The organism is Streptomyces chrestomyceticus JCM 4735 (assembly GCF_003865135.1).
Taxonomy (GTDB): domain Bacteria; phylum Actinomycetota; class Actinomycetes; order Streptomycetales; family Streptomycetaceae; genus Streptomyces; species Streptomyces chrestomyceticus.
Window position 1 is genome coordinate 455,547 of record NZ_BHZC01000001.1, and the last position, 24,817, is coordinate 480,363.

General features: G+C 71.7%; 18 protein-coding genes and 1 pseudogene. 6 read left to right on the forward strand and 13 right to left on the reverse strand.

What is annotated here, in order from left to right; translation table 11 throughout:
- Window positions 1–312: 312 nt before the first annotated feature.
- Window positions 313–696: an RNA polymerase-binding protein RbpA gene (locus EJG53_RS01975; protein ID WP_031000331.1), complete on the forward strand. Its 384-nt coding sequence runs from the start codon at window positions 313–315 to the stop codon at window positions 694–696.
- A 419-nt stretch (window positions 697–1,115) separates the two neighbouring features.
- Here EJG53_RS01975 and fxsA read toward each other — a convergent pair whose 3' ends face one another.
- Window positions 1,116–1,709, reverse strand: a complete 594-nt coding sequence (fxsA, locus tag EJG53_RS01980) for an FxsA family membrane protein (RefSeq protein ID WP_125043294.1) — start codon at window positions 1,707–1,709, stop codon at window positions 1,116–1,118.
- Window positions 1,710–1,767: 58 nt separating this feature from the next.
- A complete protein-coding gene (locus EJG53_RS01985) occupies window positions 1,768–2,136 on the reverse strand; it encodes a VOC family protein (protein WP_031000328.1) in 369 nt (122 codons plus the stop codon).
- Window positions 2,137–2,280: 144 nt separating this feature from the next.
- Between EJG53_RS01985 and EJG53_RS01990 the strand changes: the two genes are divergently transcribed.
- Window positions 2,281–2,526: a hypothetical protein gene (locus tag EJG53_RS01990; RefSeq protein ID WP_125043295.1), complete on the forward strand. Its 246-nt coding sequence runs from the start codon at window positions 2,281–2,283 to the stop codon at window positions 2,524–2,526.
- 89 nt (window positions 2,527–2,615) lie between these two features.
- Here the strand turns inward: EJG53_RS01990 and EJG53_RS01995 are convergent, their stop codons facing one another.
- The 5 genes from EJG53_RS01995 to EJG53_RS02015 all read right to left on the reverse strand — a co-directional run bounded on the left by EJG53_RS01995 (window position 2,616) and on the right by EJG53_RS02015 (window position 9,019).
- Window positions 2,616–3,581 carry an LLM class F420-dependent oxidoreductase gene (locus tag EJG53_RS01995; protein ID WP_125043296.1) on the reverse strand — a complete coding sequence of 322 codons (966 nt, stop codon included), beginning with the start codon at window positions 3,579–3,581 and terminating at the stop codon, window positions 2,616–2,618.
- 185 nt (window positions 3,582–3,766) lie between these two features.
- Window positions 3,767–4,525, reverse strand: a complete 759-nt coding sequence (locus tag EJG53_RS02000; protein WP_125043297.1) for a polyprenol monophosphomannose synthase — start codon at window positions 4,523–4,525, stop codon at window positions 3,767–3,769.
- The gene (gene lnt / locus EJG53_RS02005) at window positions 4,522–6,135 is read right to left on the reverse strand and encodes an apolipoprotein N-acyltransferase (RefSeq protein ID WP_125043298.1); all 1,614 of its coding nucleotides are present in this window, start codon (window positions 6,133–6,135) and stop codon (window positions 4,522–4,524) included. The genes EJG53_RS02000 and lnt overlap by 4 nt, the downstream gene beginning before the upstream one ends.
- Before the next feature lie 618 nt (window positions 6,136–6,753).
- Complete coding sequence (locus EJG53_RS02010) at window positions 6,754–8,394, reverse strand: amidohydrolase (RefSeq protein ID WP_125043299.1); 1,641 nt, start codon at window positions 8,392–8,394, stop codon at window positions 6,754–6,756.
- A gap of 184 nt (window positions 8,395–8,578) precedes the next feature.
- A complete protein-coding gene (locus EJG53_RS02015) occupies window positions 8,579–9,019 on the reverse strand; it encodes an Lrp/AsnC family transcriptional regulator (RefSeq protein ID WP_026170119.1) in 441 nt (146 codons plus the stop codon).
- 208 nt (window positions 9,020–9,227) lie between these two features.
- Here EJG53_RS02015 and EJG53_RS02020 point away from each other — a divergent pair, with 208 nt between their 5' ends.
- Window positions 9,228–9,650 (forward strand): hypothetical protein, encoded by a 423-nt coding sequence (locus tag EJG53_RS02020; protein WP_125043300.1) that lies wholly within the window; start codon window positions 9,228–9,230, stop codon window positions 9,648–9,650.
- Window positions 9,651–9,834: 184 nt separating this feature from the next.
- On the opposite strand, the gene EJG53_RS02025 is transcribed toward EJG53_RS02020, so the two are convergent.
- Complete coding sequence (locus tag EJG53_RS02025) at window positions 9,835–10,941, reverse strand: phosphotransferase family protein (RefSeq protein WP_125043301.1); 1,107 nt, start codon at window positions 10,939–10,941, stop codon at window positions 9,835–9,837.
- Window positions 10,938–12,125: a hypothetical protein gene (locus EJG53_RS02030; protein ID WP_244954924.1), complete on the reverse strand. Its 1,188-nt coding sequence runs from the start codon at window positions 12,123–12,125 to the stop codon at window positions 10,938–10,940. Before EJG53_RS02030 ends, EJG53_RS02025 begins: the two co-directional genes overlap by 4 nt.
- A 322-nt stretch (window positions 12,126–12,447) precedes the next feature.
- Here EJG53_RS02030 and EJG53_RS02035 point away from each other — a divergent pair, with 322 nt between their 5' ends.
- On the forward strand, window positions 12,448–13,647 hold the full coding sequence (locus tag EJG53_RS02035; protein ID WP_125043302.1) for a threonine synthase: 1,200 nt from the start codon (window positions 12,448–12,450) through the stop codon (window positions 13,645–13,647).
- Window positions 13,648–13,810: 163 nt separating this feature from the next.
- Here the strand turns inward: EJG53_RS02035 and EJG53_RS02040 are convergent, their stop codons facing one another.
- On the reverse strand, window positions 13,811–14,983 hold the full coding sequence (locus tag EJG53_RS02040; RefSeq protein ID WP_125043303.1) for an acyl-CoA dehydrogenase family protein: 1,173 nt from the start codon (window positions 14,981–14,983) through the stop codon (window positions 13,811–13,813).
- Between the two features lie 504 nt (window positions 14,984–15,487).
- On the opposite strand from EJG53_RS02040, the gene EJG53_RS02045 reads away from it, so the two are divergent.
- Both EJG53_RS02045 and EJG53_RS02050 read left to right on the forward strand, forming a co-directional pair.
- On the forward strand, window positions 15,488–16,759 hold the full coding sequence (locus tag EJG53_RS02045; RefSeq protein ID WP_125043304.1) for a glycoside hydrolase family 18 protein: 1,272 nt from the start codon (window positions 15,488–15,490) through the stop codon (window positions 16,757–16,759).
- A gap of 783 nt (window positions 16,760–17,542) precedes the next feature.
- Window positions 17,543–18,757: a lactonase family protein gene (locus tag EJG53_RS02050; RefSeq protein ID WP_125043305.1), complete on the forward strand. Its 1,215-nt coding sequence runs from the start codon at window positions 17,543–17,545 to the stop codon at window positions 18,755–18,757.
- A 166-nt stretch (window positions 18,758–18,923) separates the two neighbouring features.
- Here EJG53_RS02050 and EJG53_RS02055 read toward each other — a convergent pair.
- The 3 genes and pseudogenes from EJG53_RS02055 to EJG53_RS02065 form a co-directional block, all read right to left on the reverse strand.
- A pseudogene (locus EJG53_RS02055) lies at window positions 18,924–21,524 on the reverse strand (PA14 domain-containing protein); the annotation flags it as partial.
- Window positions 21,525–21,779: 255 nt separating this feature from the next.
- Window positions 21,780–22,892 (reverse strand): hypothetical protein, encoded by a 1,113-nt coding sequence (locus EJG53_RS02060; RefSeq protein WP_244954925.1) that lies wholly within the window; start codon window positions 22,890–22,892, stop codon window positions 21,780–21,782.
- Between the two features lie 1,010 nt (window positions 22,893–23,902).
- The gene (locus EJG53_RS02065) at window positions 23,903–24,562 is read right to left on the reverse strand and encodes a TetR/AcrR family transcriptional regulator (RefSeq protein ID WP_125043307.1); all 660 of its coding nucleotides are present in this window, start codon (window positions 24,560–24,562) and stop codon (window positions 23,903–23,905) included.
- Between the last annotated feature and the right edge of the window lie 255 nt (window positions 24,563–24,817).

Sequence of the window (24,817 nt, forward strand, 5' to 3'; positions counted from 1 at the left end):
CGGATTTAGGCGTGGGGGCTGCGGGCCGGTAGTGTACGCCTTTGGCTCACCAGGCGGACCGTTACTGCGCGCTGAACTGTGGAAAGCGCTGGGTGACATCTGCTGCCAGATGTGACAAACCGGGCATTGGTGGGTACAACAAGGGGCGGCACGAAGGAAGGCAGCGGCGCGCAGCGCCTCCATCAGGCGGTGGTGGGCGACGAGTGGGCACATCTCCCGGTGACGGGAATCTTCACCGCCGACCGGACGTTGACCGGATGACGACGACAGCGACACCTGTCCTGTGGGCGACAAGCCCGGGAGGCACGATTCATGAGTGAGCGAGCTCTTCGCGGCACGCGACTTGTGGTGACCAGCTACGAGACCGACCGCGGCATCGACCTGGCCCCGCGCCAGGCGGTGGAGTACGCATGCCAGAACGGACATCGCTTTGAGATGCCGTTCTCGGTAGAGGCCGAGATTCCATCCGAGTGGGAGTGCAAGGTTTGTGGTGCACAAGCCCTCCTGGTGGATGGCGATGGGCCTGAGGAAAAGAAGGGCAAGCCCGCACGTACGCACTGGGACATGCTCATGGAGCGGCGCACCCGCGAGGAGCTGGAGGAAGTGCTGGCCGAACGGCTGGCCGTCCTGCGCTCCGGCACCATGAACATTGCCGTGCATCCGCGCGACAACAACAACAATCGCAAGTCCGCCTGACGAACGGACGCGCGAACGGGCCGGGGCCACTGCACCACGCAGTGGCCCCGGCCCGTTTCCATGCCCGCCCCCGATGTGCGTCAGGTCACCCCCACCTGCGGAATCATCCGCGGAGCCGGAGCGCTGTAACGGGTGCGGGTGCCGGTGGGACAGTGTCCCCGGGCCTCACCATTCGCCCGTGGGGAAGATCGTTCGGCTGAAGCCCCACGGAGCCTTTCGCCGAGAGGCGACCGCCATCGGTATCCGCACCCTCAGTCCGCCCGGCCAGTTCCCCCCGACTGGCCGGGGCTTCTCTCGTGCCCGCGCCCTGCCTCTTGCCTGCCGCGGATTCCACCTCACCACCACACGGCGTGACTCCTCGCACACACGCCGTACGCCCGAGCGGTCAATCCGCCCTGTCCCGCTCCCAGTTACCGCGCTCAGCGCGTCAGCGGCGGGTCCTCACGCCGCGGGGCGGGCCCTTCGTCCTCGCGTACGACCTCGCCCTGGACGACCTTGCCGTCCGGCTGGTGCATACGGGCCTGCTGGAAGGCGTCGCCGAGGGAGCCGGGCGTACGGCGTGCCTGGCGGGTCAGGAAGCGCTCAGCGCGGCGGTGGAGCAGTTTGCGGGTGGGCGGGAAGAGGCAGAGCAGCCCGGCGACGTCGGTGGCCAGGCCGGGGAACATCAGCAGCAGCCCGCCGAGCATGGGCAGCGTGTTCCCGCTGCCCGAGGAGGCCCGCTCCCCCGGCTTCGCGGACGCGCCCGACGAGGCCGCGGGGTCGCCGCCCGCCTGCATGGTCTCCGTGAGGTTCTTCCAGGCCCGCCGGCCCGCCCGCTTGATCACGTACCCGCCGGCGACCACCCCGGCCAGCAGCAGAAGAAGCACCGTCAGACCGCCCGCCGCGTCGGCGACCAGCGTCAGCAGCCAGATCTCCAGCACCAGCCAGGCGGCGATGCCCAACGGGACGAACCGGCGGGCGCGCGAGCGCTGGGGCGGACGGGAGCTGGGCGGCGGCGTGGCTGCGAACGTCATGGTCCAAGTGTGCCTGGCTCCGGCCGCCGGGCCCGCCCGCGGGTGGCTTCCGGGCACCTCACGCGCTCTCGAAGACGATCAGGCAGAACTCGTTGCCCTCCGGGTCGGCGAGGACCGTGGTCGGGCAGCCGGCGTCGTCGAACGGGCCGCGCAGGACCCGCGCGCCCAGGGCCACCACCCTGCTCAGCGCGGGTTCCATGGCGGGCACCCGCAGGTCGAGGTGCATCCGGTTCTTGCCCTGCTTGGGCTCGGGCACCTGCTGGAGGAGCAGTTCGGGGCCGCGGCCCTCCGGGTCCGTCAGGGCGGTGTACGGCGGTGTGGTGCGCGTGATCCGGTAGCCGAGGGCCTGGCTCCAGAAGTCCGCCAGTGCCTCCCGGTCGGCACAGTCCAGCACCATGACCAGCTCCTTCGACGTCACCGCTGCCATCGCCGTCTCCTTTCGCCCGTACTTCTCCGTACGGCCGTTTCCGTACGGTCCTGATCGCTCCGGAACGCATGTGGCCGCGCCTGTCGGGCACCCGTACCGGACATCACACCTCTACCCGCCCCTCTCACAAGGAGGCCGAACACGATGGACAAGCGCAGCGAGACACCGGAGCAGGGCGGCAGCGCCATTCCCCGGGACCTGCCGGACCAGCAGGCGGACCCGCAGGGCGCGCCGGACCCGTGGGAGGGCCGGAGCCCGGACGACGGGGACGACCGTTCGGAGCACACCGACGTGCCCGACACCGACGTCTCCGGTACGGGCCGCCGGGGCGCGGCGCACGACCATGACACACAGACCGACAAGCCGACCCCGGACGAGCCCGCCGACTGATGCGGCGGGTCCGCGCGCCGCACGGCGCGCTCCCTGCCGAGCGGCCCGGGAGCCCCGCGGTCAACCGTTCCGCGGGGCTCCCGGCGCGCTCACAGCTCCCGCAGCGCGGGCAGCAGCTTCTTCTCCGCCCAGTCGAAGAACTCACGCTGGTGGTCGCCGCCGACCTGGACCACGGCGATCTCCGTGAATCCGGCCTCCGCGTACGGGCGCACCGCCTCGACGAAGTCGTCCACGTTGTCGCCGCACGGGATCGTCTCGGCGACGTCCTCCGGCCGGACGAACTGGGTGGCCCCGGCGAACCCGGCCGGGTCCGGCAGCTCGGAGTTGACCTTCCAGCCGCCTGCGAACCAGCGGAACTGGTCGTGGGCGCGCTTCACGGCGGCGTCCCGGTCGGGGTCGTAGCAGATGGGAAGCTGACCCACCCGGGGCTTGCCCTTGCCACCGTGCTTCTCGAAGGAGCTGATCAGCTCGCCCTTCGGCTCGGTCGCGATGACCAGGTCGCCGAGGCGGCCGGCGATCTCGCAGGACCGCTCCCCCGACACGGCCACACCGATCGGCGGGGCCTGGTCGGGCAGGTCCCAGAGCCTGGCGGAGTCCACGTCGAAGTGGTTGCCGTGGTAGCTGACGGTGCCGCCCTCGAAGAGCGCCCGGATGATCTCCAGGGCCTCGGTGAACATCTCGTGCCGGGTGGTCTTGCCCGGCCAGCCGCGTCCGACGACGTGCTCGTTGAGGTTCTCGCCCGCGCCCAGGCCCAGGCGGAAGCGGCCGCCGGAGAGCAGTTGCATGGTCGCGGCCTTCTGCGCGACGACCGCCGGGTGGTAGCGCACCGTCGGGCAGGTCACGTACGTCATCAGCGGGATGCGGGAGGTGGCCTGCGCCGCGGCGCCCAGCACGCTCCAGGCGTACGGGGCGTGGCCCTGGGACTCCAGCCAGGGGGCGTAGTGGTCGGAGGTCACCGAGAAGTCGAACCCGGTCTCCTCGGCCCGGACGACGTGGTCGACGAGATCACGCGGGCCTGCTTGCTCAGTCATCATCGTGTAGCCGATTTGCACCATATGGCGCGAGTTTCCCGATCATGCGACCGCAAAACTCGGTCCCGGCAAGGAGGCCCGGCCGGGCCCGGAACACTCCGCCCGACCGGCCTAGCGTGTGCGCCCGCGAACGCCCGGCACACCCGCGCCCTGGCCACGGGAGGCGCAGACACGGGCCGGACCCCCTCCCGGGAGCCCGGCGCCCGCCCTCAGCGCCCGCGGAGCTTGTTGACCCGGGAGCCGACACCCCAGCCGGTGACCCGCCACAGGGCCTCCACGACGATGTCCTTGCTCATCTTGCTGTCGCCGCGCTCGCGTTCGACGAAGGTGATGGGGACCTCGACGACGTGGAAGCCGCTCTCGACGGCGCGGCGCGCCAGGTCGACCTGGAAGCAGTAGCCCTGCGAGGACACCTCGTCCAGACCGAGCCCTTCCAGGGTCTCCTTGCGGAAGGCCCGGTAGCCGCCGGTGACGTCGCGCAGCGGTACGTCCAGCATGGCCCGGCAGTACGTGCTGCCGCCCCGGGAGAGGTACTCGCGGTGCTTGGGCCAGTTGACCACCCGGCCGCCGGGCACCCAGCGGGAGCCGAGCACGAGGTCGGCGCCCTTGAGGGCGGTGAGCAGCCGCGGCAGCTCCTCGGGGCGGTGGGAGCCGTCCGCGTCCATCTCCACCAGGACGCCGAAGCCGTGCTCGATGCCCCAGCGGAAGCCCGCCAGATAGGCGGCGCCGAGCCCTTCCTTGCCCTTGCGGTGCAGCACCTGGACGTGATCGTCCGCCGCCGCCAGCTCGTCGGCGACCTTGCCCGTACCGTCCGGGCTGTTGTCGTCCGCGACGAGGATGTGCGCCTCGGGCACGGAGGTCCGTACCCGCGAGACGATCGGTTTGATGTTCTCCGCCTCGTTGTAGGTCGGAATGATCACCAAGGTGGTCCCGAGCGGACCGTACTTCCGCTGACCGCCGTCTGTCACTGCTGCCCCTTCTCGTCCTTCGTACGCCCGCGCCGGCCGATGACTGTCGCGGCGACGCAGGACAGAAGCCCCACGATAGCGAGCGCCCACTCGGGAAGGGCACCGACGCGGTCGGCCACGGTCTTTTCGTCACGCAGCGGCAGGCTCGCCCGCAGCACCCCTCGGGTGAACTCCGGGATCTTGTGGGTGACCGTACCGTCCGGGGCCACCACCGCGCTGATCCCGCTGGTGGCCGCCGTGACGACGGCACGGCCGTGCTCCACGGCGCGCAGCTTGGACATGGCGAGCTGCTGCTCGGGCTGTCCGGTGCGTCCGTAGGTGGCGTTGTTGGTCTGGACGACGAGGGCGCGGGCGCCCGCGTCCACCGTGTCGTGGACGATCTCGTCGTAGGCGACCTCGAAGCAGATGACGTCGCCGAGCCGGGCGGACCCGACGTCGAGGACGCCGGTGCGGTCGCCGGGGTAGAAGTCGCGCGGCACCCGCTGGAACCGTGTGATGATCTTGCTGAGCTGCTCCCGGAACGGCACGTACTCGCCGAACGGCACCGGGTGCTGCTTGGTGTACGAGGCGCCGGGGCCCTTCTTCGGGTCCCAGACGATGCCCTGGTTGAAGACGTAGCCCCGCTTGTCCGGGTGGTCGACCAGAGCCCCTACGAGGACGGGCACACCGATCGCCTTGACCGCCTCGTCGATCCGGTCGTACGCCTGCGGATAGCGGAACGGGTCCAGGTCCGAGGCGTTCTCGGGCCAGATCACCAGGTCCGGCTTCTTGGCCTTGCCCGCCTTCACGTCGGCGGCCAGTTGCTCCGTGGCGGTGGCGTGGTTGTCGAGGATCTGCATCGGGCGGCCGAGGAAGTCCATGCCGGGCCGCTGCACGTTGCCCTGGACGACGGCGATGTCCACGTGGTCGTCCGCGTCGGTGTGCACCGGGACCAGGAGTCCCGACACGGTGACCGCGGCGGCCAGGCCGACCGCCTCCACGGCGGGCAGCGCCGCCCGTACGGACCTGCCGGGCCCGCGGCGCAGCCGCCACAGGACGGCGGCCGCCGCGGCCAGCAGAGCGCCGCTCAGGGCGACGGCGAAGGTCACCAGCGGGGCGCCGCCCAGGGCCGCGAGCGGGGTGAAGGGCGAACCGGTGTTGGCGAAGGCGAGCCGTCCCCACGGGAAGCCGCCGAAGGGCACCCGGTCGCGTACCCACTCCTCGGTGACCCACAGACAGGCGGCCCACACGGGCGCGTACTTCAGGCGGGAGGTCACGGCGAGGCCCGCACCGAGCAGGACCGTGTACAGCGCCTGTACGAGGGCCAGTCCGAACACCGCGTCCCAGCCGACGACGTGCAGCCACTTCAGCAGCATGAAGAAGAACGGCAGGCCGAACGCGAGGCCGGTCCAGGCGCCCTGACGGGCCGTCCTGCCACGGGTCAGCAGGCCGAGGGCCGCGACGCCGACGAGGGACAGCGGCCACAGGTCGTACGGCGGGAAGGCCAGCGCCAGCGCGAGGCCGCTCAGCACGGCGAGCACCGTACGCGGTGCCTCGCGGCGGACCAGCGCCGCGAGCCGGCGGCCGCGCCCTGGCACGGCTGGTGCGGGGGTGTCGGAGCCCGATGGCACGGTCCCGGCCTCCCTTGCGGGTCGTGCGGTGGTGTCGGGCACGGTCGCGGCCTTCCTTGCAGGTCATGCAGTGGTGTGCAGACCGTACAACGGGGTTGTGCGATTGCGGACCGGGGGTGCCGACGGGTATAAGCTGCGCCGCCCGCGTGCGGCGGGGAAGAGAGCGGGCACCGACCTGCGGTGCGGATCGGGGCCCGGCGCCCTTCGGGCCGACCTGGGACCCGCTGGCTGCGGGTCGACCGAGAGCCGTTGTCTACTGAGCAACCGGGCCCCACCCGGGTCGCACCTTCCCCCTGGCCCTTGACGAGCAGGGAGGGACCCCCATCCGGACGAAACCTTTCCGTCGTCCCCGTTCCGCGGGTGCTGGACCTGGCTCCCAGTGACGGAGTGCCGGTGCGGCACCCCGTCCCATGGCCCAGCTGCGTTCGACGACTGCGCGGAGGTCTTCCGGTCTGACGTCCTGTGGTGGACTCGGCCGAACCTACCGGCCGCCGACCGTCTGCTGTCAACAGTTGCCCGGACCGCGTGGTTTTCGCGTCGCCCCAGGCCGGCGCCCGCTCTCCCAGGTGGGGCAGGCGCCCCCGGGCGCGTCCCGAGGCGGCACGCGCCCGCCTGAAGTCACTCGTTCGGCCGTCCGTACACCGTGCGACCGCCGACCACCGTCCACAGGCAGCCGGGCAGGTCCCGGCCGGGGGTCAGGTCGGGCAGGCCCGGGGTGCCGGAGCGGGGGTCGGTGGACCAGCGCTCGACCCGCTCGTCGGGAGCCTGGACGACGAGGTCGCCGGTGCGCCAGACCGCGTAGTCGGCGGGCGCGCCGGGCACCAGGACGCCCGCGTCGTCGCGGCCGATCGCACGCCAGCCGCCGCGGGTGTGCGCGGTGAAGGCGGCGCGGGCGGAGATGCCGTGCTCGCGGGTGCGGTGGAAGACGGCGGCCCGCACCGTGCCCCACGGGTCCAGCGGGGTGACGGGGCTGTCGGAGCCGAGGGCGAGCGGGACGCCGGCCCGCAGCAGCGCGGCGTACGGGTTGAGGGTGCGGGCGCGTTCGGCGCCGAGCCGGGTGGCGTACATGCCGTCCTCGCCGCCCCAGGCCGCGTCGAAGGCGGGCTGTACGGAAGCGGTGAGGGCGAACTCGGCGAAGGCCGCGACGGTGGCCTCGGTGAGCATCTCGGCGTGCTCGACGCGGTGCCGGGCGGCGCGGATCCGGCCCAGGCCGACGCGGTCGGCGGCGGCCCGCACGCCCTCGGTGACGGCGCTCAGCGCGGCGTCGCCGATGGCGTGGAACCCGGCCTGGAGACCGGCCTCGGTGCAGGCCGCGACGTGGGCGGCCACGGCGTCGGCGTCCAGGTGGGCGGTGCCGGTGTGGCCGGCGTCGGCGTACGGGGCGTGCAGGTGGGCGGTGTGCGAGCCGAGGGAGCCGTCGGCGAAGAGGTCACCGGCGGCGCCGATCGCGCCGAGGGCGCGGACGCGGTCGGCGTCCTTTGCGCTCGTTACGGTCTCGGCCCAGTAGCCGACGACGCGCGGGCCTGCCTCGCGGGCGGCGCGGGCCAGCAGGGCGGTGAGGTCGTCCTCGCTGGAGATCTCCGGTCCGGCGCACTCGTGGAGCGTGCCGATGCCCTGGGAGGCCGCGTGCGCGAGGGCCGCGGCCTGGGCGGCGTCGCGCTGGGCGGGGGTGACGGTGGCGTACGCGGCGGCCCGCACGGCGTGGTGCGCGTCGCCGGTCAGCGGCTGCTCGGCGTGGAATCCGGACCGGTCACGGATGCCGGGGACGAGGTCGAGGAGGGCCGTGGTGACGACCGCGGAGTGCACGTCGACGCGGGTCAGGTAGAGCGGGCGGCCGCCGGCGGCCGCGTCGAGTTCGGCGCGGGACGGCGGCCGGCCCTCGGGCCAGGCGGTGGCGTCCCAGCCGTGCCCCAGAAGGATCCGGTCGGCCGGGCGGGCCGCCACGTGGTCCCGTACCCGGGCCAGCGCGTCCGGGAGCGTGCGGGCTCCGGACAGGTCCAGGCCGGTGAGCGCGAGGCCGGTGGCCGTCGTGTGCACGTGTGCGTCCGTGAACGCCGGGGTGACGAGCGCGCCGTCGAGGTGGACGACCTCGTCCACGCCGTCGGCGAAGGAGTCGGCGGCGCCTTCCTCGCCGACCCAGGCGACGCTGTCGCCCTCGACCACCATGGCGGTGGCGAAGGGGTCGGCGGGACTGTGGACCTCTCCGCCGCGCAGCAGGACGGTACGGGGCCGGGCCGGGTCGGGGGTGCGCTCACTCATAGCGGACAGTTTGGCCCCTGCGGGCGGCGGGCCCGCGCGCGGGGTCGGGATCTTGCCGCGCGGCGCCCGCGCGCCGGAGCGCCCGGCTCCGGCGCACGCCCGGGGCACACGCTCCGAGCGCCCCGGGCATACGCCGGACGGGCGCCCGTACGCGCCGGACGGCTGCCCGCGCGCCGGGCGGGCGTCAGATGCGCGGCGGCCGGGCCTCGTACGGCGTGGAGAGCACGACCGTGGTCCTGGTCGAGACCCCGGCCAGCGTGCGGATACGGGTCAGCAGGTGTTCCAGCTCCAGGGGCGTGGCCACCCGCACCTTCAGGATGTAGTTCTCGTCACCCGCGACGCTGTGACACGCCTCCAGCTCGGGCACCTCGGCCAGCCGGTCGGCGATGTCGTCCGGGGCACTGGGGTCGAAGGGTTTGACCGAGATGAACGCGGTCAACGGCAGCCCCACCGCCTCCGGGTCCACGATGGCGGCATAGCCGCGAATGACACCGCGCTGCTCCAGACGGCGCACCCGCTGGTGCACCGCCGAAGTGGACAGGCCGGTGGCCTTGCCCAGGTCGGTGTAGCTCATCCGCCCGTCCTTGACGAGCAGATCCACGATTTGTCGGTCCAACTCCTCCACCCGATCAACCTACTGTGCTCGGGCGCGTGTGCGCACCGTACGCCGGATCACGGCCGCGCCCGCGCCGCCCGTGTGACCAACGCCACAGGCGTGCCCCCGTATCCCGCGGGGCTCGGCGATTATGCGCGGGGCATGAGGGGAATTGCTGCTGTTGGCCGGAGCCGCCCGTCACAGGAAGCCGGCGGCCCGTACGGCCCACCCGAGGGGGATGACCATCATGCGACGTCTGAAGACCACGACCGTGCCGCTCGGCCTCGACGCCGAGGAGGGCGACGGTCCCGGCTTCGTCGACGAGGGCGATCCGTACGACTCCTTCGAGACCATGGAGATCTTCCGGGTGACCTGCCCGGACTGCGCCCAGCCGATCGCGATGCTGGCCGACGAGGACACCCTGCCCGAGCACGCGCTGTGCCCGACGCCCTGGAACCCCTTCTGCCTGTCGGTGTGCGAGGGCTCGGGGCGGCCGGTGGCCGACGCCCCCTCGGCGGACGACTCGCTGGAGGCCCAGGAGCAGGACGCCGGCGTGCTGCTGACCCTGCCGGAGGGGCTGGACTGGCGCCGGCAGCCGTTCTCGCACGTGGGCGGCCCGGGTACGCGGCCGACGCGCGTGCCGCGGATACGCCGGGCCTGAGGGCCGCGTCCGTACAGGAGCCCTGCGTCCGTTACGGAAGACCCGCGTCCGTACGGAAGGCCCGCGTCCGGCCGGCACGAGCGGGTGGCCGACGGGGCCGCTCACGCCGCCCCTGCACCTCCCGCGGCGCCCCGGCACCTCCTGCTCCCGGAGCGCCGCCGGACCGCTCCCCCCGTAACGGCCCTCACCAGCGCCGATAACGGCCCTCGATCATCGCCTCCAGCGCGGCCCGGTGCAGGATCAGCGCGTCCGGGTCGGCGGGTACGGGCATCTCCCCGAAATGGACCTGGCGGTACGCCACGCGCAGCATGACGACGGCGTGCCGCAGGGCCGCGTAGAGGGTGTGGAAGTCCATGGCGCGCGGTGTGTGACCGGTGAGCCGGGCGTACCGTTCCTCCATACGGTCGCGGCGCAGCAGACCGGGCAGCCCCCGCTGACCGCCGCTCTCCGCCAGATCCTGGAAGAACCGGTGCAGATAGATCAGCCAGCCGAGGTCCAGTTCGCGCGGGCCGGGCACGGCCATCTCCCAGTCCAGCACGGCCGCTGGCCTGAAACCGTCGTAGACGATGTTGCCGATCCGCGCGTCGCCCCAGGTCAGTACGGTCTCGTCGGCCTCCCCGGTCTCCGCCGGCCAGTGGTCGGCGAGCCAGGCGAAGCCGCGCTCGATCAGCGGGGACGGCTCCCGCCCGGCGACGACCCAGGCGTAGTACGCCCGTTGGGCCGCCACATGCCGCCGCAGTGCGCTCCCACGGCCCGGCAGAGCGAGGAACTCAGCTTCCCCGACGGGCACCTGATCATGGATCCGGGCAAGGACGGAGACCGTACCCGCCTCCAGCTCGGCGTGTTCCGCTTCGGTGGCGGCGTGCAGCCAACTCCCTTCGTACGTATACGGCATGACGTCCGGCGGCACACGGCCCTCGGCGCGCTCCATCACGAAGAACGGCGCGCCGAGCGGCTCCGGATCCTCCTCCAGCCACAGTGTGCGCGGCACGGGCACGTCGGTGTGCTCGGCCACCAGGCGCAGCGTGCGGTACTGGCGGGCCATGTCATAGGTGGGGAATACCGTGTAAGCGGCGGGGTCGGCAGCCAGGCGCAGGGCGCAGGAACGGACGGGCGGACGGGGGTGGTCGATGTCGAAGAGCAGGGTCTCGCTGGACATGCCGTTGGAGGCGGGCACGGTCGCGGAGACCGCGCGGGCACCGGGCAGGCGGGTGGCCAGCCACGCCGACAGCCGCCGGGTCAGCTCGCCCGGGTCGCGGGTGGAGGTGCGGGGCCGGGGCGCGCCGCTCACGACCGGCCTTCCGGGGTCTCCGGGCGGACCGGTGCCACACCCTCGTCATGCGACGTGGCGACGCCCGCCGCCACATCCGCATACCCCGTGAACCCGCTGGGATCATGGCGGCCGAAGCTGCCGTGCTCGAAGATCCCGTAGCCGGTACGGCCGTCGAGGGTGAAGCGGGCCGCGTGGTCGGTGACCCCGTAGGCCGCCCGCGGATGGGCGGCGGGGTCGGCGAGGTCGTAGGTGCGGCGGTCGGTCCAGCCGCGCCCGCGCCAGGTGCCGTGCTGCCAGTCGCCGGCGGGCGGATAGCCCGCGCCGACGGCCAGGGGCGAGGAGGTGAGGATCTCGGCGGCGAGTTCGAGCGGCTTGCGGGACGGGTCGGTGAGGTGCAGCACGGCGCGCTCGGGGTGACGGGTGCCCGGCCGGTAGGTGATGTCGGCGTGCGGCCAGCCGAGTTGGACGTCGTGGGTGCTGTTGCGGACGAGCAGGGCCTCGTTGAGCGTACGGTGCCCGTCGGCGTCCTCCTGGACGACGACCATCACGAACCGGTCGTCGAAGCGGACCGGGCACCAGATCCAGTGGAAGCCCTCCGGCCGCGCTTCCTCGGCAGCTCGCCCACCGTCCTCGCCGGGGATCGGCCGCACGCCCCAACTGCGGTCCCGGGTGCCGGTCCACTCCCCCGCCGTCACGGTCAGCCGCTCGCCGCCGGCGTGGATGATGCCGGTGCAGGTGCCCGCCTGGACGAACCGGCGGCCTTCGAGGACGAGCCGTCCGCCGCGGTACTGGGTGTGGTGCGGTTCCCAGACGGCGGGGAAGGCGGCGTGCCACACGAGGTCGCAGGAGAGGCCGTCGGGGTCGGCCGGGTCGGCGGCGCAGTGCAGCCGCAGCCGTTCGAGTGGCCGGTCGACGGTGATCGTCAGCGGCCCGACCGTGAGGGCCAGGCGGTCGTCGGTGAGCGCGTCGGAGGCCCGTACGGCGTGCAGGCGGTCGCCGAGCCGCAAGGTGGCGTAGGCGTCGATGACACCGGTGTTGGGGTAGACCCCGAGACCGGCGACGAGCAGCGCGCGACCGGAGTGGTCCATGACGTGGAAGATGCAGCGGTCGTAGGCGTTGCGGTCGCCGGTGGCGACGTACCGCATGGACAGCGGCACTTGGTGGACCGGGTATTCGTCGAGCGCGATCGGCCGGTCGGTCACGGGACACCTCCTGGACGCGCGGGCGGGCGCGGTCCGGTGGCCACGGGGCGCGCGGTTCCGCCTCGGCGGCGACCGTTTCCGCGGAAGGAATTGACGGTACGTCAGGAGTACGCGCGGGACCATAGCCGTACCCGCGCCGGGACAGGGAACCCCGGGCCGACGTGCCACCACACCATGTCTCCCCCGCCCCGGCTGCCCCATCCGCCGACGGACACGGACACGGGACCGCCCGCTTCCCTGTACGACGGTCACACCGCCGTACAGTGGGGACGTAAGCCATCGCGGACACCGGCGACGAACGGCGACGGAACGAGGGGGCACCATGACGACGGCCGGCTCCGCCCAGGGCCCGAGCAGCCTGCACTGCCTGCGCTGCGGCCAGGAGGTGAGGGGTTTCACCGGCTGCCCCCGGTGCGCGGCGGAGGGCATCGGGGCCAACGCGATGCCGCCGCTGGCCGATCTGGAGGGCCTGGAGCTGTCCTCGTACCCGGGCGGCCCGTGGGGCTGGCCGGAAACCCTGCCGGTCAGCGGCCCTCCGGTGACGCTCGGCGAGGGCGACACCCCCACGGTACGGCTGCGCACCGACCCGGCCGCGCTCGGCGACGGGCTCGCGCCGGAGTGCGGCAGCGAGTTGTGGGTCAAGTACGAGGGCGGCAACCCGACCGGCTCGCACAAGGACCGGGCGATGGCGGTGGGCGTGGCCGCCGCGCTGGAGACCGGCGCCGACACGGTCGTCGCCGCGTCGTCCGGCAACGCGGGCGCGGCGGCGGCCGCCTACGCGGGCCGGGCCGGGCTGCGGTGCGTGGTCTTCACCGACGAGGGCGTGCCGCCCGCGCTGGCCGCGCAGATGGACCTGCTGGGCGCCGAGCAGGTGCAGGTCGAGGGCGGCTTCCTGGCCCGCAACGCCGCGATGGCGCGGGCCGTCGAGGAGCACGGCTGGTATCCGCTCACCAGCTTCTCCGCACCCTCCCCCGGCGGCAATCCGTACGCCGACGAGGGCTACAAGTCGGTGGCGTACGAGCTGGCACGCGACTTCGCCGGCCGGCGGATCGGCGCCGTGGTCGTACCGACCTGCCGGGCCGACCTGCTGTCCGGGATCGAGCGTGGCTTCCGGGAGCTGTCCGCGGCCGGCCTGGTGTCCGCGGCGCCGCGGATGGTGGCCGCCGAGCCCGCCGGGGCGGCCCCCTTCACCGCCGCCCTGCGCCACGCCGACCGCGCGGCCCAGGAGCGTACGCGCGTGGAGAGCCACCCCACCGCCGCCTTCTCACTCGGCGAGGAACGCCCGTGCTGGCAGGGGCTGGACGCGCTGTGGCGGTCCGGCGGCACGGCCGTCGCGGTGGCCGAGAAGGAGTTCGTGGCCGAACAGCGCCGCCTCGCCGAGCAGGGCTTGCTGCTGGAGGCGTCCTCCGCCGTAGCGGTCTCCGTCGCCCGCCGGATGCTGCGCGAACTGCCGGAACTGGTGGTGGCGATCGGCACGGCGACGGGCATGAAGGAACTGGCGTCGGGCCCGGCAGGCGGGTGACGGCACCACGTTGCGTTCGGTGTCGTGGTTGGTGACGAACACGGACGGCGACCGGACTCGCCACCCCAGGCGGCGGACAGCTCTCCGACCGCCCACCGCCTGCACACGAACCCGCCGTTTCCTACGAAACCGCCGTACGCACTCCCCGCCCCTCCACCCGGCCTCAGCGGGTCTCGGGCCCCGCCAGATGCCGCGCGACAACCATGCGCTGGATCTGATTGGTGCCCTCGACGATCTGGAGCACCTTGGCCTCGCGCATGTAGCGCTCGGCCGGGAAGTCGACCGTGTAGCCGTACCCGCCGAGCAACTGGACGGCGTCCGTCGTGACGCGCATCGCGGCATCCGTGCAGAACAGCTTGGCCATCGCCGCCTCCTTCGAGAACGGCAGACCGGCGTCCTTACGGGCGGCGGCGGCCAGGTAGAGCGAACGGCCGGCCTCGATCTGGGTGGCCATGTCGGCGATCATGAAGCGCAGGCCCTGGAAGTCGGCGATCGGACGGCCGAACTGCTGCCGGGAGGCGGTGTACTCCAGCGCCTCGTCCAGCGCGGCCTGGGCGATGCCGATCGCGCAGGCGGCGATGCCGAGCCGGCCGGAGTCCAGGGCGGACAGGGCGATGGCGAAGCCCTGCCCCTCGTCCCCGATACGGCGGGCGTCGGGAACCCGTACGCCGTCGAAGTGGAGCTGGGCCGTGGGCGAGCCCTTCATGCCCATCTTGCGCTCGGGCGCGGCGGCGGTCAGCCCTTCCGCGTCACCGGGCACCAGGAAAGCCGTGATGCCGCGGGCGCCCTTGTCGCCGGTGCGCGCCAGCACGGTGTAGAAGTCGGCGACACCACCGTGGGTGATCCACGCCTTGGTGCCTTCCAGGGTCCAGGTGTCCCCGTCGCGTACCGCCTTGGTGGTCAGGGAGGCGGCGTCGGAGCCGGACGCGGGCTCGGAGAGGCAGTAGGCGCCGAGCAGGCCGCCGCCGAGCATGGCGGGCAGGTGGGCGGCGCGCTGCTCCTTCGTGCCGAACTCGGCGAGCGCATGGCAGGCGAGGGTGTGCACGCTGACGCCGAGACCCACGGTCAGCCGCGCGGCCGCCAGCTCTTCCAGGATCTGGAGGTACACCTCGTAGGGCTGGCCCCCGCCGCCGAACTCCTCCGCGTACGGGAGGGAGAGCAGACCTGACTCGGAGAGCAGGGCGAAGGTCTCCCGGGGGAACCGTCCCGCTTCCTCCTGCTCGGCGGCGACCGGCTTGATCTCACGGTCGAGGAGATCCCGCACCAGTGCCAGCAGATCGCGGGCCTCCTCCGTGGGCAGCCTGCGGTCCACCGGCCGGGGGCCGTAATCAGTCATGGCGGCGCTCTCCTCCCTGTCGGGCGCTGCGACGGCGCCCGCGAGGGTGAGGCGGCGCCGCCGGTCGTTCGCACAGTGCTCAGCAGATGATCCCCACCGGGTCGCGGAGGGCGGTGACCTGCAGCTGTGGCGCTGTGAGTATGCCCGATCGGCAGCTTCACGTCACTGGTTGACCGAGATCTTGTTCCGGCCGCACGGAACTTCGTCAGCACCGGAACCGGCGAGCCGGCACCACCATCAGGCCACCCCGAAGCTCCGCCTGGTTCCCTCTCCCATCCCCCTGACCTCCTCTCCCACCCCCTCCCGAACATCCCTGTACGCCCCTTACCTCCCTCCCCCACCTCCCGGCCGCCTGGAGCTGTACGCACCATGAAATTGGTCCAAACCATTGACCGCACTGGTCTAGTCCTTCTACGTTCTCCCCCGCAACACTCAACGCGTTCATGCCAATTCGCAACGCGTGTCCGTCCCGCACCACCCTCGACCCCCCTCCGAGGAGACGACATGCCCGGATCCATCCGTACGCGATCGCCGCGCCGGCTCATCGCCGCCACCACCGCACTCTGTACGGCCGCCCTGGCCGGCACTCTGTTCGCGGGCACGGCCGCCGCCGACCCCACCGGCAGCGCCCCCTCCGCCACCCCTGCGGCCGCCCCGGCCGGGACCCAGGCCGCCGGCAACAAGGTGGTCGGCTACTTCACCAACTGGGGCGTCTACGACCGGAATTACCACGTCAAGAACATCCAGACGTCCGGGTCCGCCGACAAGCTGACCCACATCAACTACGCCTTCGGCAACGTCCAGGGCGGCAAGTGCACCATCGGCGACGCGTACGCCGACTACGACAAGGCGTACACCGCGGACCAGAGCGTCGACGGCAAGGCCGACACGTGGGACGCGGGCGCGCTGCGCGGCAACTTCAACCAACTGCGCAAGCTCAAGAAGCTGCACCCGAACCTCAAGGTCATCTGGTCCTTCGGCGGCTGGACCTGGTCCGGCGGCTTCGCCGAGGCCGCCAAGAACCCGAACGGCTTCGCCCAGTCCTGCCTGGACCTCGTCCAGGACAAGCGCTGGGCCGATGTCTTCGACGGCATCGACATCGACTGGGAGTACCCGAACGCCTGCGGCCTGACCTGCGACACCAGCGGCCGCGAAGCACTCACCAACCTCACCAGGGCGCTGCGCTCGAAGTTCGGCAGCAAGCTGGTGACCGCGGCGATCGCGGCCGACGCCTCGGCCGGCGGCAAGCTGGACGCCGCCGACTACAAGGGCGCCGCGCAGTACCTCGACTGGTACAACCCGATGACGTACGACTACTTCGGCGCCTGGGACGCCAAGGGCCCGACGGCCCCGCACTCGCCGCTGACCTCGTACAACGGCATCCCGAAGGCCGGCTACAACACCACCGACACCATCAAGAAGCTCAAGGACATGGGCGTCCCCGCCAACAAGCTCCTGCTCGGCCTCGGCTTCTACGGACGCGGCTGGCAGGGCGTGACGCAGGACGCCCCGGGCGGCACGGCGACCGGCGCGGCACCGGGCAAGTACGAGGCCGGCATCGAGGACTACAAACTCCTCAAGACCCGCTGCCCCGCAACCGGCAAGGTCGGCGGCACGGCATACGCCAAGTGCGGGACCCAGTGGTGGAGCTACGACACCCCGGAGACCATCGGCACCAAGATGGCGTACAAGAACCAGCAGGGGCTGGGCGGCACGTTCTTCTGGGAACTGAGCGGCGACACGGCGAACGGTGAACTGATCAAGGCCATCAAGTAAGGGCGGTCCGGCCGTTACGGCATCGCCCTGACCGGTGCGGCCTGCGCGCCCTGTCTGTCTCCGTGTTCGGGGTGGACAGGGCGCGTCGCTGCGGGAGGCGCCGGGCCACAACGATGCCGCGGCGGCGGAAGGGCGGTGATGATGGGGCCGGGCTCGTTCTTCTCAAGGTCGGCTTCATCGACGTGCACGCACCGCGCATGGCTGTTTCCCGCAGTTTCCACCAACTCCCGGGAGAACCCCCTGCAGAGGCTCGCCGCGCCGCCTCCCGTCGATCACAACGAGCGGGTCCCGAACCACCCACACCAATAAGGGGCCCGGCGCCCCGAAAGCACGCGAGAATACCGACGCGGCTGAACCGTCCCGGTCGCACCCCGCACGAGGGAGCAGCCCGTCGATGCCTGAACATATGCCAGTTATGCCGGAAGCCGCGAAAGTAAGTAAAAACCGCTTCCTTGCCTGACGAAGCCGCTGGTCACGGCCTGTGGTCCCCGCGCGTGCGGGGCTGTTCCCGAAAAGCGTCGCTCGACGCTCTCGGCCAAGGCGTGGTCCCCGCGCGTGCGGGGCTGTTCCCGCGGCACCGGGGAACGGCTCGTACAACGGCGCGTGGTCCCCGCGCGTGCGGGGTCGTTCTCACCCTGCACCCCGCACTCAACACCGGAAGTCTCACGAAGGCCAAGGCACTCCCGGTAACGGCATTGGTCTGGACCTGGAGGCCGCCAGGTCGCCATGCTGTTGACGAGCACACGCCAATTCGCCCACCCCTCGGTGTGGAAAGGTCCCGTCATGCCCCCACAGTCGCCACAGCCCGTGGAGCACACCGGCCGAGCCACCACGACCTCCGGCCTCGCCCGCCGCTCACTCCTCGGGGCGCTGGGCGCCGGCGTGCTCGGCGCCGCGTCCGGGCTCCACGCTCCCGCCGCGCGGGCCCTGCCGTCACCCTCCCGGCCGGAGGCCGCCGGCCTGCGACCGGCGTTCCTGGGTACGTACGGCAACGGCATCATCTCCTGCACGTACGACACCACGACCGGCGCCCTGACCCGGCGGGGCGGTTTCCCGGCGGTGACCGACCCGTCCTTCCTCGCGGTCTCCCCCGACGGCAAGGTGCTCTACTCCCTCGACAACAGCGGACGGCAAGGCGCGGTACGGGCCTTCGCCATCGGCACCGGCGGCGCGCTCGCACCCTTGGGCCAGGCACAGTCCACGGGCGGCGCCAACGTCACCCACCTGTCGGTGCACCCCATCGGCCGCTATCTGCTCAGCGCCAACTACGGCGCGGGCAGCGTCGCGGCGCACCGGATCAACGGCGACGGCAGCGTGGGCCCTCGTACCGCGCTCGTCCAGCACACCGGCTCCGGGCCCGACCCCGGGCGCCAGGAGGGCCCGCACGCGCACCAGATCATCACCGATCCCCTGGGCCGCTACGTCTTCGCCGTCGACCTGGGCACGGACAAGGTATACACGTACCGGCTCGACACCGCGAGCGGCACGCTGCGGCCGGTGTCCGAGGCCCGCTCGGTGCCGGGCGCCGGCCCCCGTCACATGGTCTTCCACCCCACGGCCCCCTACGCGTACGTCGCCAACGAACTGAACAGCACCATCACCGTCTACGGCCACCAACCGACGACTGGCGTGCTCACCCGTGGCGAGAGCCGACCCACCGTCCCCGGTGGCTCTGCGGCAGCCGTCCGCAACTACCCCGCAGAGGTGGCGATTTCGGCGGACGGCCGGTTCCTCTACCTCTCCAACCGGGGGCATGAAAGCATCGCCCGGTTCGCCGTCGCCGAGGACGGTTCCAGCCTGCGCCTGGTGGACACGGTGCCCAGTGGCGGCTCCTGGCCCCGGCACATCAGCCTGGCGCCGTCAGGCACCCTGCTGTTCGCGGCCAACCAGTACGGCAAGACGGTCGGCGTCTTCACCGTGAACCGGGAAACCGGCACCCTCACCGCCTCCGGGCCGCCCTTCACCACGTCTTCGCTCGGCTGCGCCCTGCCTGTCTGACACCGCCCGCCCCCGCACGCCTGCCCACGCCTCCCCCTCCGGCTTGCCGCCATCACCGGAGAAGCCAGGCCCGTTCTCCACGGGCCTGGCTTCGTTGCCATACACACGGCCGCGCACAGCTATACACGGTCACACACACGGCCATACACGCGCGGGACGGTCAGCCTCCTGCCGCCGCCCCAGCCGCGATGACCTCCCGGTTGACAGCGCGGATACGGACGGGATCGACCTTGAGCTTGCGCCGGTCGTACGTCCAGAATCCGTTGAGTTCGTTCTCCAGGTCGGAGACCTGCGTGTAGACCGAGCCGGACAGTTGCTCACGCGCCTGGCGCAGATAGAACGTGCGGGTGTTGTCCACGTACTTCCTGGTCAGCGCCTCCTGGTCGGCCACCCCGCTGTAGATCACGGTGGGAGCGCCGGGCCACATGTGACCGGGAGTGCGCAGGGTGAAGCCGCCGTGTTCGCCGTCCATGGCGGCCCGGCGGTCGTCGGGTGCGGGCGGGTCGACGTTGTTGTAGTCGTGGTGATCGATGATGTCACCCTTGCCCGAATCACCCTTGGAGTCACAGCAGTTGACGCCACTGTGCGCGTTGACGACGCGCGAGGGGTCGGCGGCCTTGACGGCCTCGGCGAGCCGGCCGGTGGCGGCGCGGTCCCACTCGCCCCAGCCCTCGTTGAAGACGACGTAGCCGCCGACAGCCGGTGAGTTGTGCGTCTGCCGCATCATCTCCTTGCCCTGCTCGGTGAAGGCCTGCTGCCCTCGCTCGTCGGTGATGGTGCCGGAGACGAAGTCCTGCCACACCAGCAGTCCGATCCGGTCCGCGTGGTAGTACCAGCGGGGCGACTCGACCTTGATGTGCTTGCGTACCGCGTTGAAGCCGAGCTGCTTCTGCCCCTCCAGGTCGAAGCGGAGCGCGTCGTCACTGGGCTGGGTGTGGAGGCCGTCCGGCCAGAAGCCCTGGTCCAGCATGGCGAGGGAGAAGAAGGGCTTGCCGTTCAGTACGAGCTTGGGGTGGCCGCCGACCTTCTGCACGCCGATCGAGCGCATCCCGAAGTAGCTCTTGACGGAGTCCTTCGGCCCGCCGTCGCGGAGGGTGACTTCGAGGTCGTAGAGGTAGGGGTCGTCGGGCGACCACAGGTGCTGGTTCCGTACCTTCAGGTCGAGGTTGGCGTTGGCCGGTCCGGTGGCCCTGCCGACCACCCGGCCGCTCTTGTCCCGCGCCACGGCCGTGACCTGCGCCCTCGGGGAGGCGTTACGGGACTCGGCCGTCACCTTGAGGGTGCTGCTGCCGATGTCGGGGGTGCTGACGATCCTGTCGACGGCCGTCCTGGCGACGGGTTCCATCCAGACGGTCTGCCAGATGCCGGAGGACTGGGTGTAGAAGATGCCTCCCGGGCGCGGCGTCTGCTTACCCTTCGGCTGGTTGGCGCCGCCGGTGTCGGTGACGCCGACGATGATCTCCTGTTGGCCGCTCTTCTTCAGCGCGTCGGTGATGTCGGCGCTGAACCCGGTGTAGCCGCCGGTGTGCCGGGCCACCTGCTTGCCGTTGACCCAGACCCGCGCTTCGTAGTCGACGGCGCCGAAGTTGAGCTTGAGGCGCCGCGCGGTGCCGACGTGCCAGCTCTTGGGGACGGTAATGAGCCTGCGGTAGAACATGTGGTCCTCGTGCCGCTCGATCCCGGAGAGCTGCGACTCGACAGGGAACGGCACCGTGATCTTTTCGGCCAGCCGCCTGCCGAACGGGGGCTGCTCGTCCTTACGGGCGCCGGCGAACTCCCACCGGCCGTTGAGGTTCTTCCACTGCGCCCGCTTCTCCTGCGGACGGGGGTACTCGGGCAGCGGGTGGTCCGGGTCCACCTTGTCACCCCACTCGGTGGTCAGCCGGTGGGCGGAGAGGTTCCCGGCCGCGCGGATCACCACGGGCACGGGCTTCCCGCCGCTGGTCAGCCCGCCCTTGCCGTCGTATCCGAAGCGCACCCGCTGCCCCTTCTGGACGGGCCCGGCCAGCGTGAGGACCACGGAGCGTGGGTCGTTCCCGTCCCTGACGGCCGCCTCCACAGGCATCTGCGTGGAGTCGACCTCCAGCATCAGGTGGTCCTTGAGTGTCTCGGCCTCACGGACCTCGCCCTCGAACGTCGCCCGCAGTCGCCGTCCGTCGGCCCCGACGACCAGATCCACCGGGTACGGCTCGTAACCGTCCGGCAGGCTGAAGGCCGACTCCGGGACCGGCTGCCGCTTGACGTCCGGACTCTGCCAGCTCAGCACCATGTTGGAACCGCCGGTGTCCTGGAACATCTCGAACCGGAAGTCGTACTGCCGGCCGGCGGTGAGTTCGACGGGTCGGCTCTTGATCTCGACGTCCCAGTCGGGCACCCAGTGGTCGATGACCGGCTTGCCGTCGACGAAGAACCGGAAGCCGTTGTCCCCCTTGGCGAAGAAGGTGAACGTGCCGCTCTTGGGCACCTCGATCTTGCCGCTCCACCGGGCCGTGGTGTGCTCGGTGCGCCCCGTGGTGAACCGGAAGACGGAGCTCAGGTCGGGGAAGTCGACGGCCGGCTCCAGGGTCGTCCCGCCCAGTTCGGCGAAGTCGCGGGCGCCGGGCTGGGACATCCGGAAGTACTCACCCTTGAGGCCGTGCCCCGTCTCGTACGGGGCTTCCGCCGCCCGTGCCGGCGGCACGAGTCCGCTGACCGCCAACGAGCCGGCGAGGGCGCACAGTAAGGCGCAGAACAGCAGGTGGGGGGAGAGGCGTCGGGGGCGTCTCATGCGGTGTCTTCGGTGCGGGACGCCTCTGGCACGCGGGCTCAGGCCACGCAGAGAAGGAAACATAGTCAAACAGTTAGACACAGTCCGCACCGCAAAACAACAGTTCTGCACGGCAATTGGTGTGGCAGGCACCGTTCGATCGCGGTCACCGGACCCGGTCGGCACTCACCGATCGCCGGAACCGAAAGTGCCGTCCTGCCGTACCACCAGGTCGGTACGGCAAGACGGCACGACGGCAGTGGGCCGGCCTACAGGTCAGTCGGCGTGCGGCTGCCGGGCGCTGGACGACAGACGGCCGGCCGCGAGCTGCCACTCCCGGTGCAGGGCGCCCAGGGGAATGCGCTTCTGGAAGAGCGGGGTGCCGAAGACCGTAAGCTGAGCCTGGAGCGAGCCCGAAAGGTCCAGCCCTCCAAAAGCCTTCCAGTCGGCCGTGGCGGAGCCCTTGCCGTCGGAGGAGCCGGTAACCGCGGCACTGCCTTCGCCGCGCAGGTACGGGGCGATGTCGGCGCTCACCCCGGCCATGCCGTACAGGCCGACGCCCGCCTCGGCGCCGAATACGGCCTTGGCCCGGCCCGCCGCCGTCACGGCGGCCTGTACGGGGGTGGCGGTCAGGCCGGACTCGCTGACCGGCTTCCAGCCCTTGGCCCAACTGTAGCTGCCACCGACCCGGAAGCCGCCCTTGAGGTCCTGCTTGACATCGACAGTGATCCTGCCGTCGGCCTCCACCGCGAGGTAGCACGTGAGGTCGAGGTTGACGACGACGGGCACCGGGCCGACCTGGATGACCGGGTCCGCGTGCAGCTTGGCGAACGGCACCCGCAGCGGCTTGTCCTTGCCGGTCGACGCGGCAGCCCGGCCCTTGAACTGCCACTGGGAGGACCAGTCGCCCGCCAGCCCGATGTAGGCACCGCGGGGAGCCGTGCCGGTTCCGGCGCCGGGAGCGGCGGAATCGGTGTGCGTACGGTTGCCGTTGTAGCCGAACTCCACCTTCGGGGAAAGCTGGACGAAGCCGGAGACCGAGGCTGCGGCGTCGGCCGGAGCACCCTCGGCGGTGGCGACCGACGCGCCGACGTCGAGGCGCAGACTACCCAGGGGCAACGTGGCGCCCTGCGGGCCGAACCGCCGCCCGCCGTTCTTCGCCCAGGACACCTTCACGCCCTTGACCAGCGGCTCGACCGAGATGCCCGCCGGGTCGACGGGCACCTTCCCGTCCGCCTCGTCCTTGCCCAGCAGCGCGTCGAGCGTGGCTGGGGCGGTGTTGACCTCCGTACCCTGGCACGTCGTGCCCAGCACCTTGGTGACCTTGGCCAGTACGCCGCTGGGGGCGCCGGGGGCGGGCGCGCTCGCGATGACGTCGCCGACAGCCACCGCCGAATTCTTCCTGGGAGCGGCGGGCTTGGCGGGCGTGGCGGTCCCGTCAGGACCGGCGGTGGGAGTGGGGGCGGACGGGGTGGGGGTCGAGGGCGCCGGGGAGGAGGGGGCGGCAGGCGAGGAGGGCTCAGGGGCCCCGAGGGCCCCTTCGGAGCAACCGCCGCCCCCACGATGACCGCGCGCCCACTGCGCCGGTCGTACGAAGCGATCCGCAACGAGGACTTGTGCGTCACGTGCCCGTCGCGGGACGGACGCGCCACGGCCGTGGCACCGGCCGGAGCGGACGGCCCCGGAGCCGCGGTGACCGGCAGTCGCCGCCCGTCGCCGGTGGCACCGCCGCTCTTGCCGGTGTCGGCCGCGGCGTCCAGTTCGGCGGCCGGAGCGACGGCCTCCCCGCCTCCGCCTCCGGTACCGGCGGTCTCGGCGGCGTCGCCGGAACCACCGGCCTTCCCGGCGCCGGCCGACGAACACCCTGCGGCCAGCAGGGAGATGGTGGTCAAGGCAGGTATGAGCGCCTGCTTGGTGATCTTGTGCACAGTGGGCCCTTGGGACGTGGGGTGGGGTGCGCCACGACGGAGTCGGCTCCGCAGGCAGCGCCTCACGACGACGGGACGTTCGCGACGACTCGCGGAACGGATCTGCGTGATCATGCCATGACTTTCCCGTGCGCGGGAATCGCGCCCGTGCCGAACGATTGCCCCACACCACAGATATGTTTCGCGATAAACCAATACCGCGCCTTTATCCGGCCCGGCGCCACCTCACCGCCCTCCCGAACCGGAGCCCGCCACCATCCAGTTGACGGCTCAACCAGCAGACCCGACCATGACGACCGCACCGCGACAAGGCAAGAAAGGCCGGACCGTACCCCCGGAGGAATTACCCACAGGGATACGGCGGTTGCCCTGGTGAATCGAGTCAGCTATTCATCGACAGCAGGCACCGCCTTTTACCGAAGGACTCGCCGACGGATTCCCCGCCGGGACGAGCCCGGGCCCCGCCGCACGTCAGGGGACGGACGGCCGAGTGGGCGCCGGGCAGGTGGGCTCGTACTCCTCGATCAGCCGCAGGGTGTCCCCGAGCCCCCGGACCAGCAGCGAGCCGACCGTCTCCCGGTCCAGTTCCTGGCGCGCGATCCATTCGAGGGTGACGCCCTCGACGCTGGAGAGCCAGCCGACCAGCGCCGTACGGGCCAGTGCGGGGATGTCCTCGCGGCCCCAGGCGGCGTGCGCGATGGTGCCGAGCAGTCGCTCGCGCACCTCCGCCCGGATCGCGAGCACCTGGGCGTCGAAGCCGACGCCGCCCGTGACGATGGCGCGATAGGCCGCCTGGTGGTGCTGGGCGTAGCGCAGATAGCCGTCGATCGTGTGCTGGACCCGCTCCACGGGCGGCAGGTCGTGGGTGCTCGCGGCGCGCCGGACCAGTTCCGCGACGGCGTCCTCGATGATCGCGAGGTAGTAGCCGCGCTTGTTCTTGAAGTAGTAGTAGATCAGGCCCTTCGCGACACCGGCCTGGCGGGCGATGTCGTCCATGGACAGGGCGTCGTAGGAGGTGTCGGCGAACAGTCTCCTTCCGGTGGCGATCAGTTCGGCACGGCGTGCCTGCGAACGCTCGGTGACGCGGGCGACCCGTGGGACACCGGGTCCGCGCTGTTGACTATTATTCAATTCGAGCCCTAGTCTCCAACTGCCGCGGATTTTCCGCAGTATGGCAGAAGTACGCCACCTGCGGCTTCGTCCCGCGACAGCTCCACCAGGCACTTCCCTCGCGCGCTCGCACGTGTCCACGGCTGCGCCGGCAGCCGTCCCATCGCTGCCCCGGGGAGGAAGCAGTGAGCAAGAAAAGGCGGCCGTTGCCGCAGGGACGCACCTCCTGGAAGAAGGCCGCGGTCACGGCGGTCCCCGCGGTGCTCGCGGTCGGCG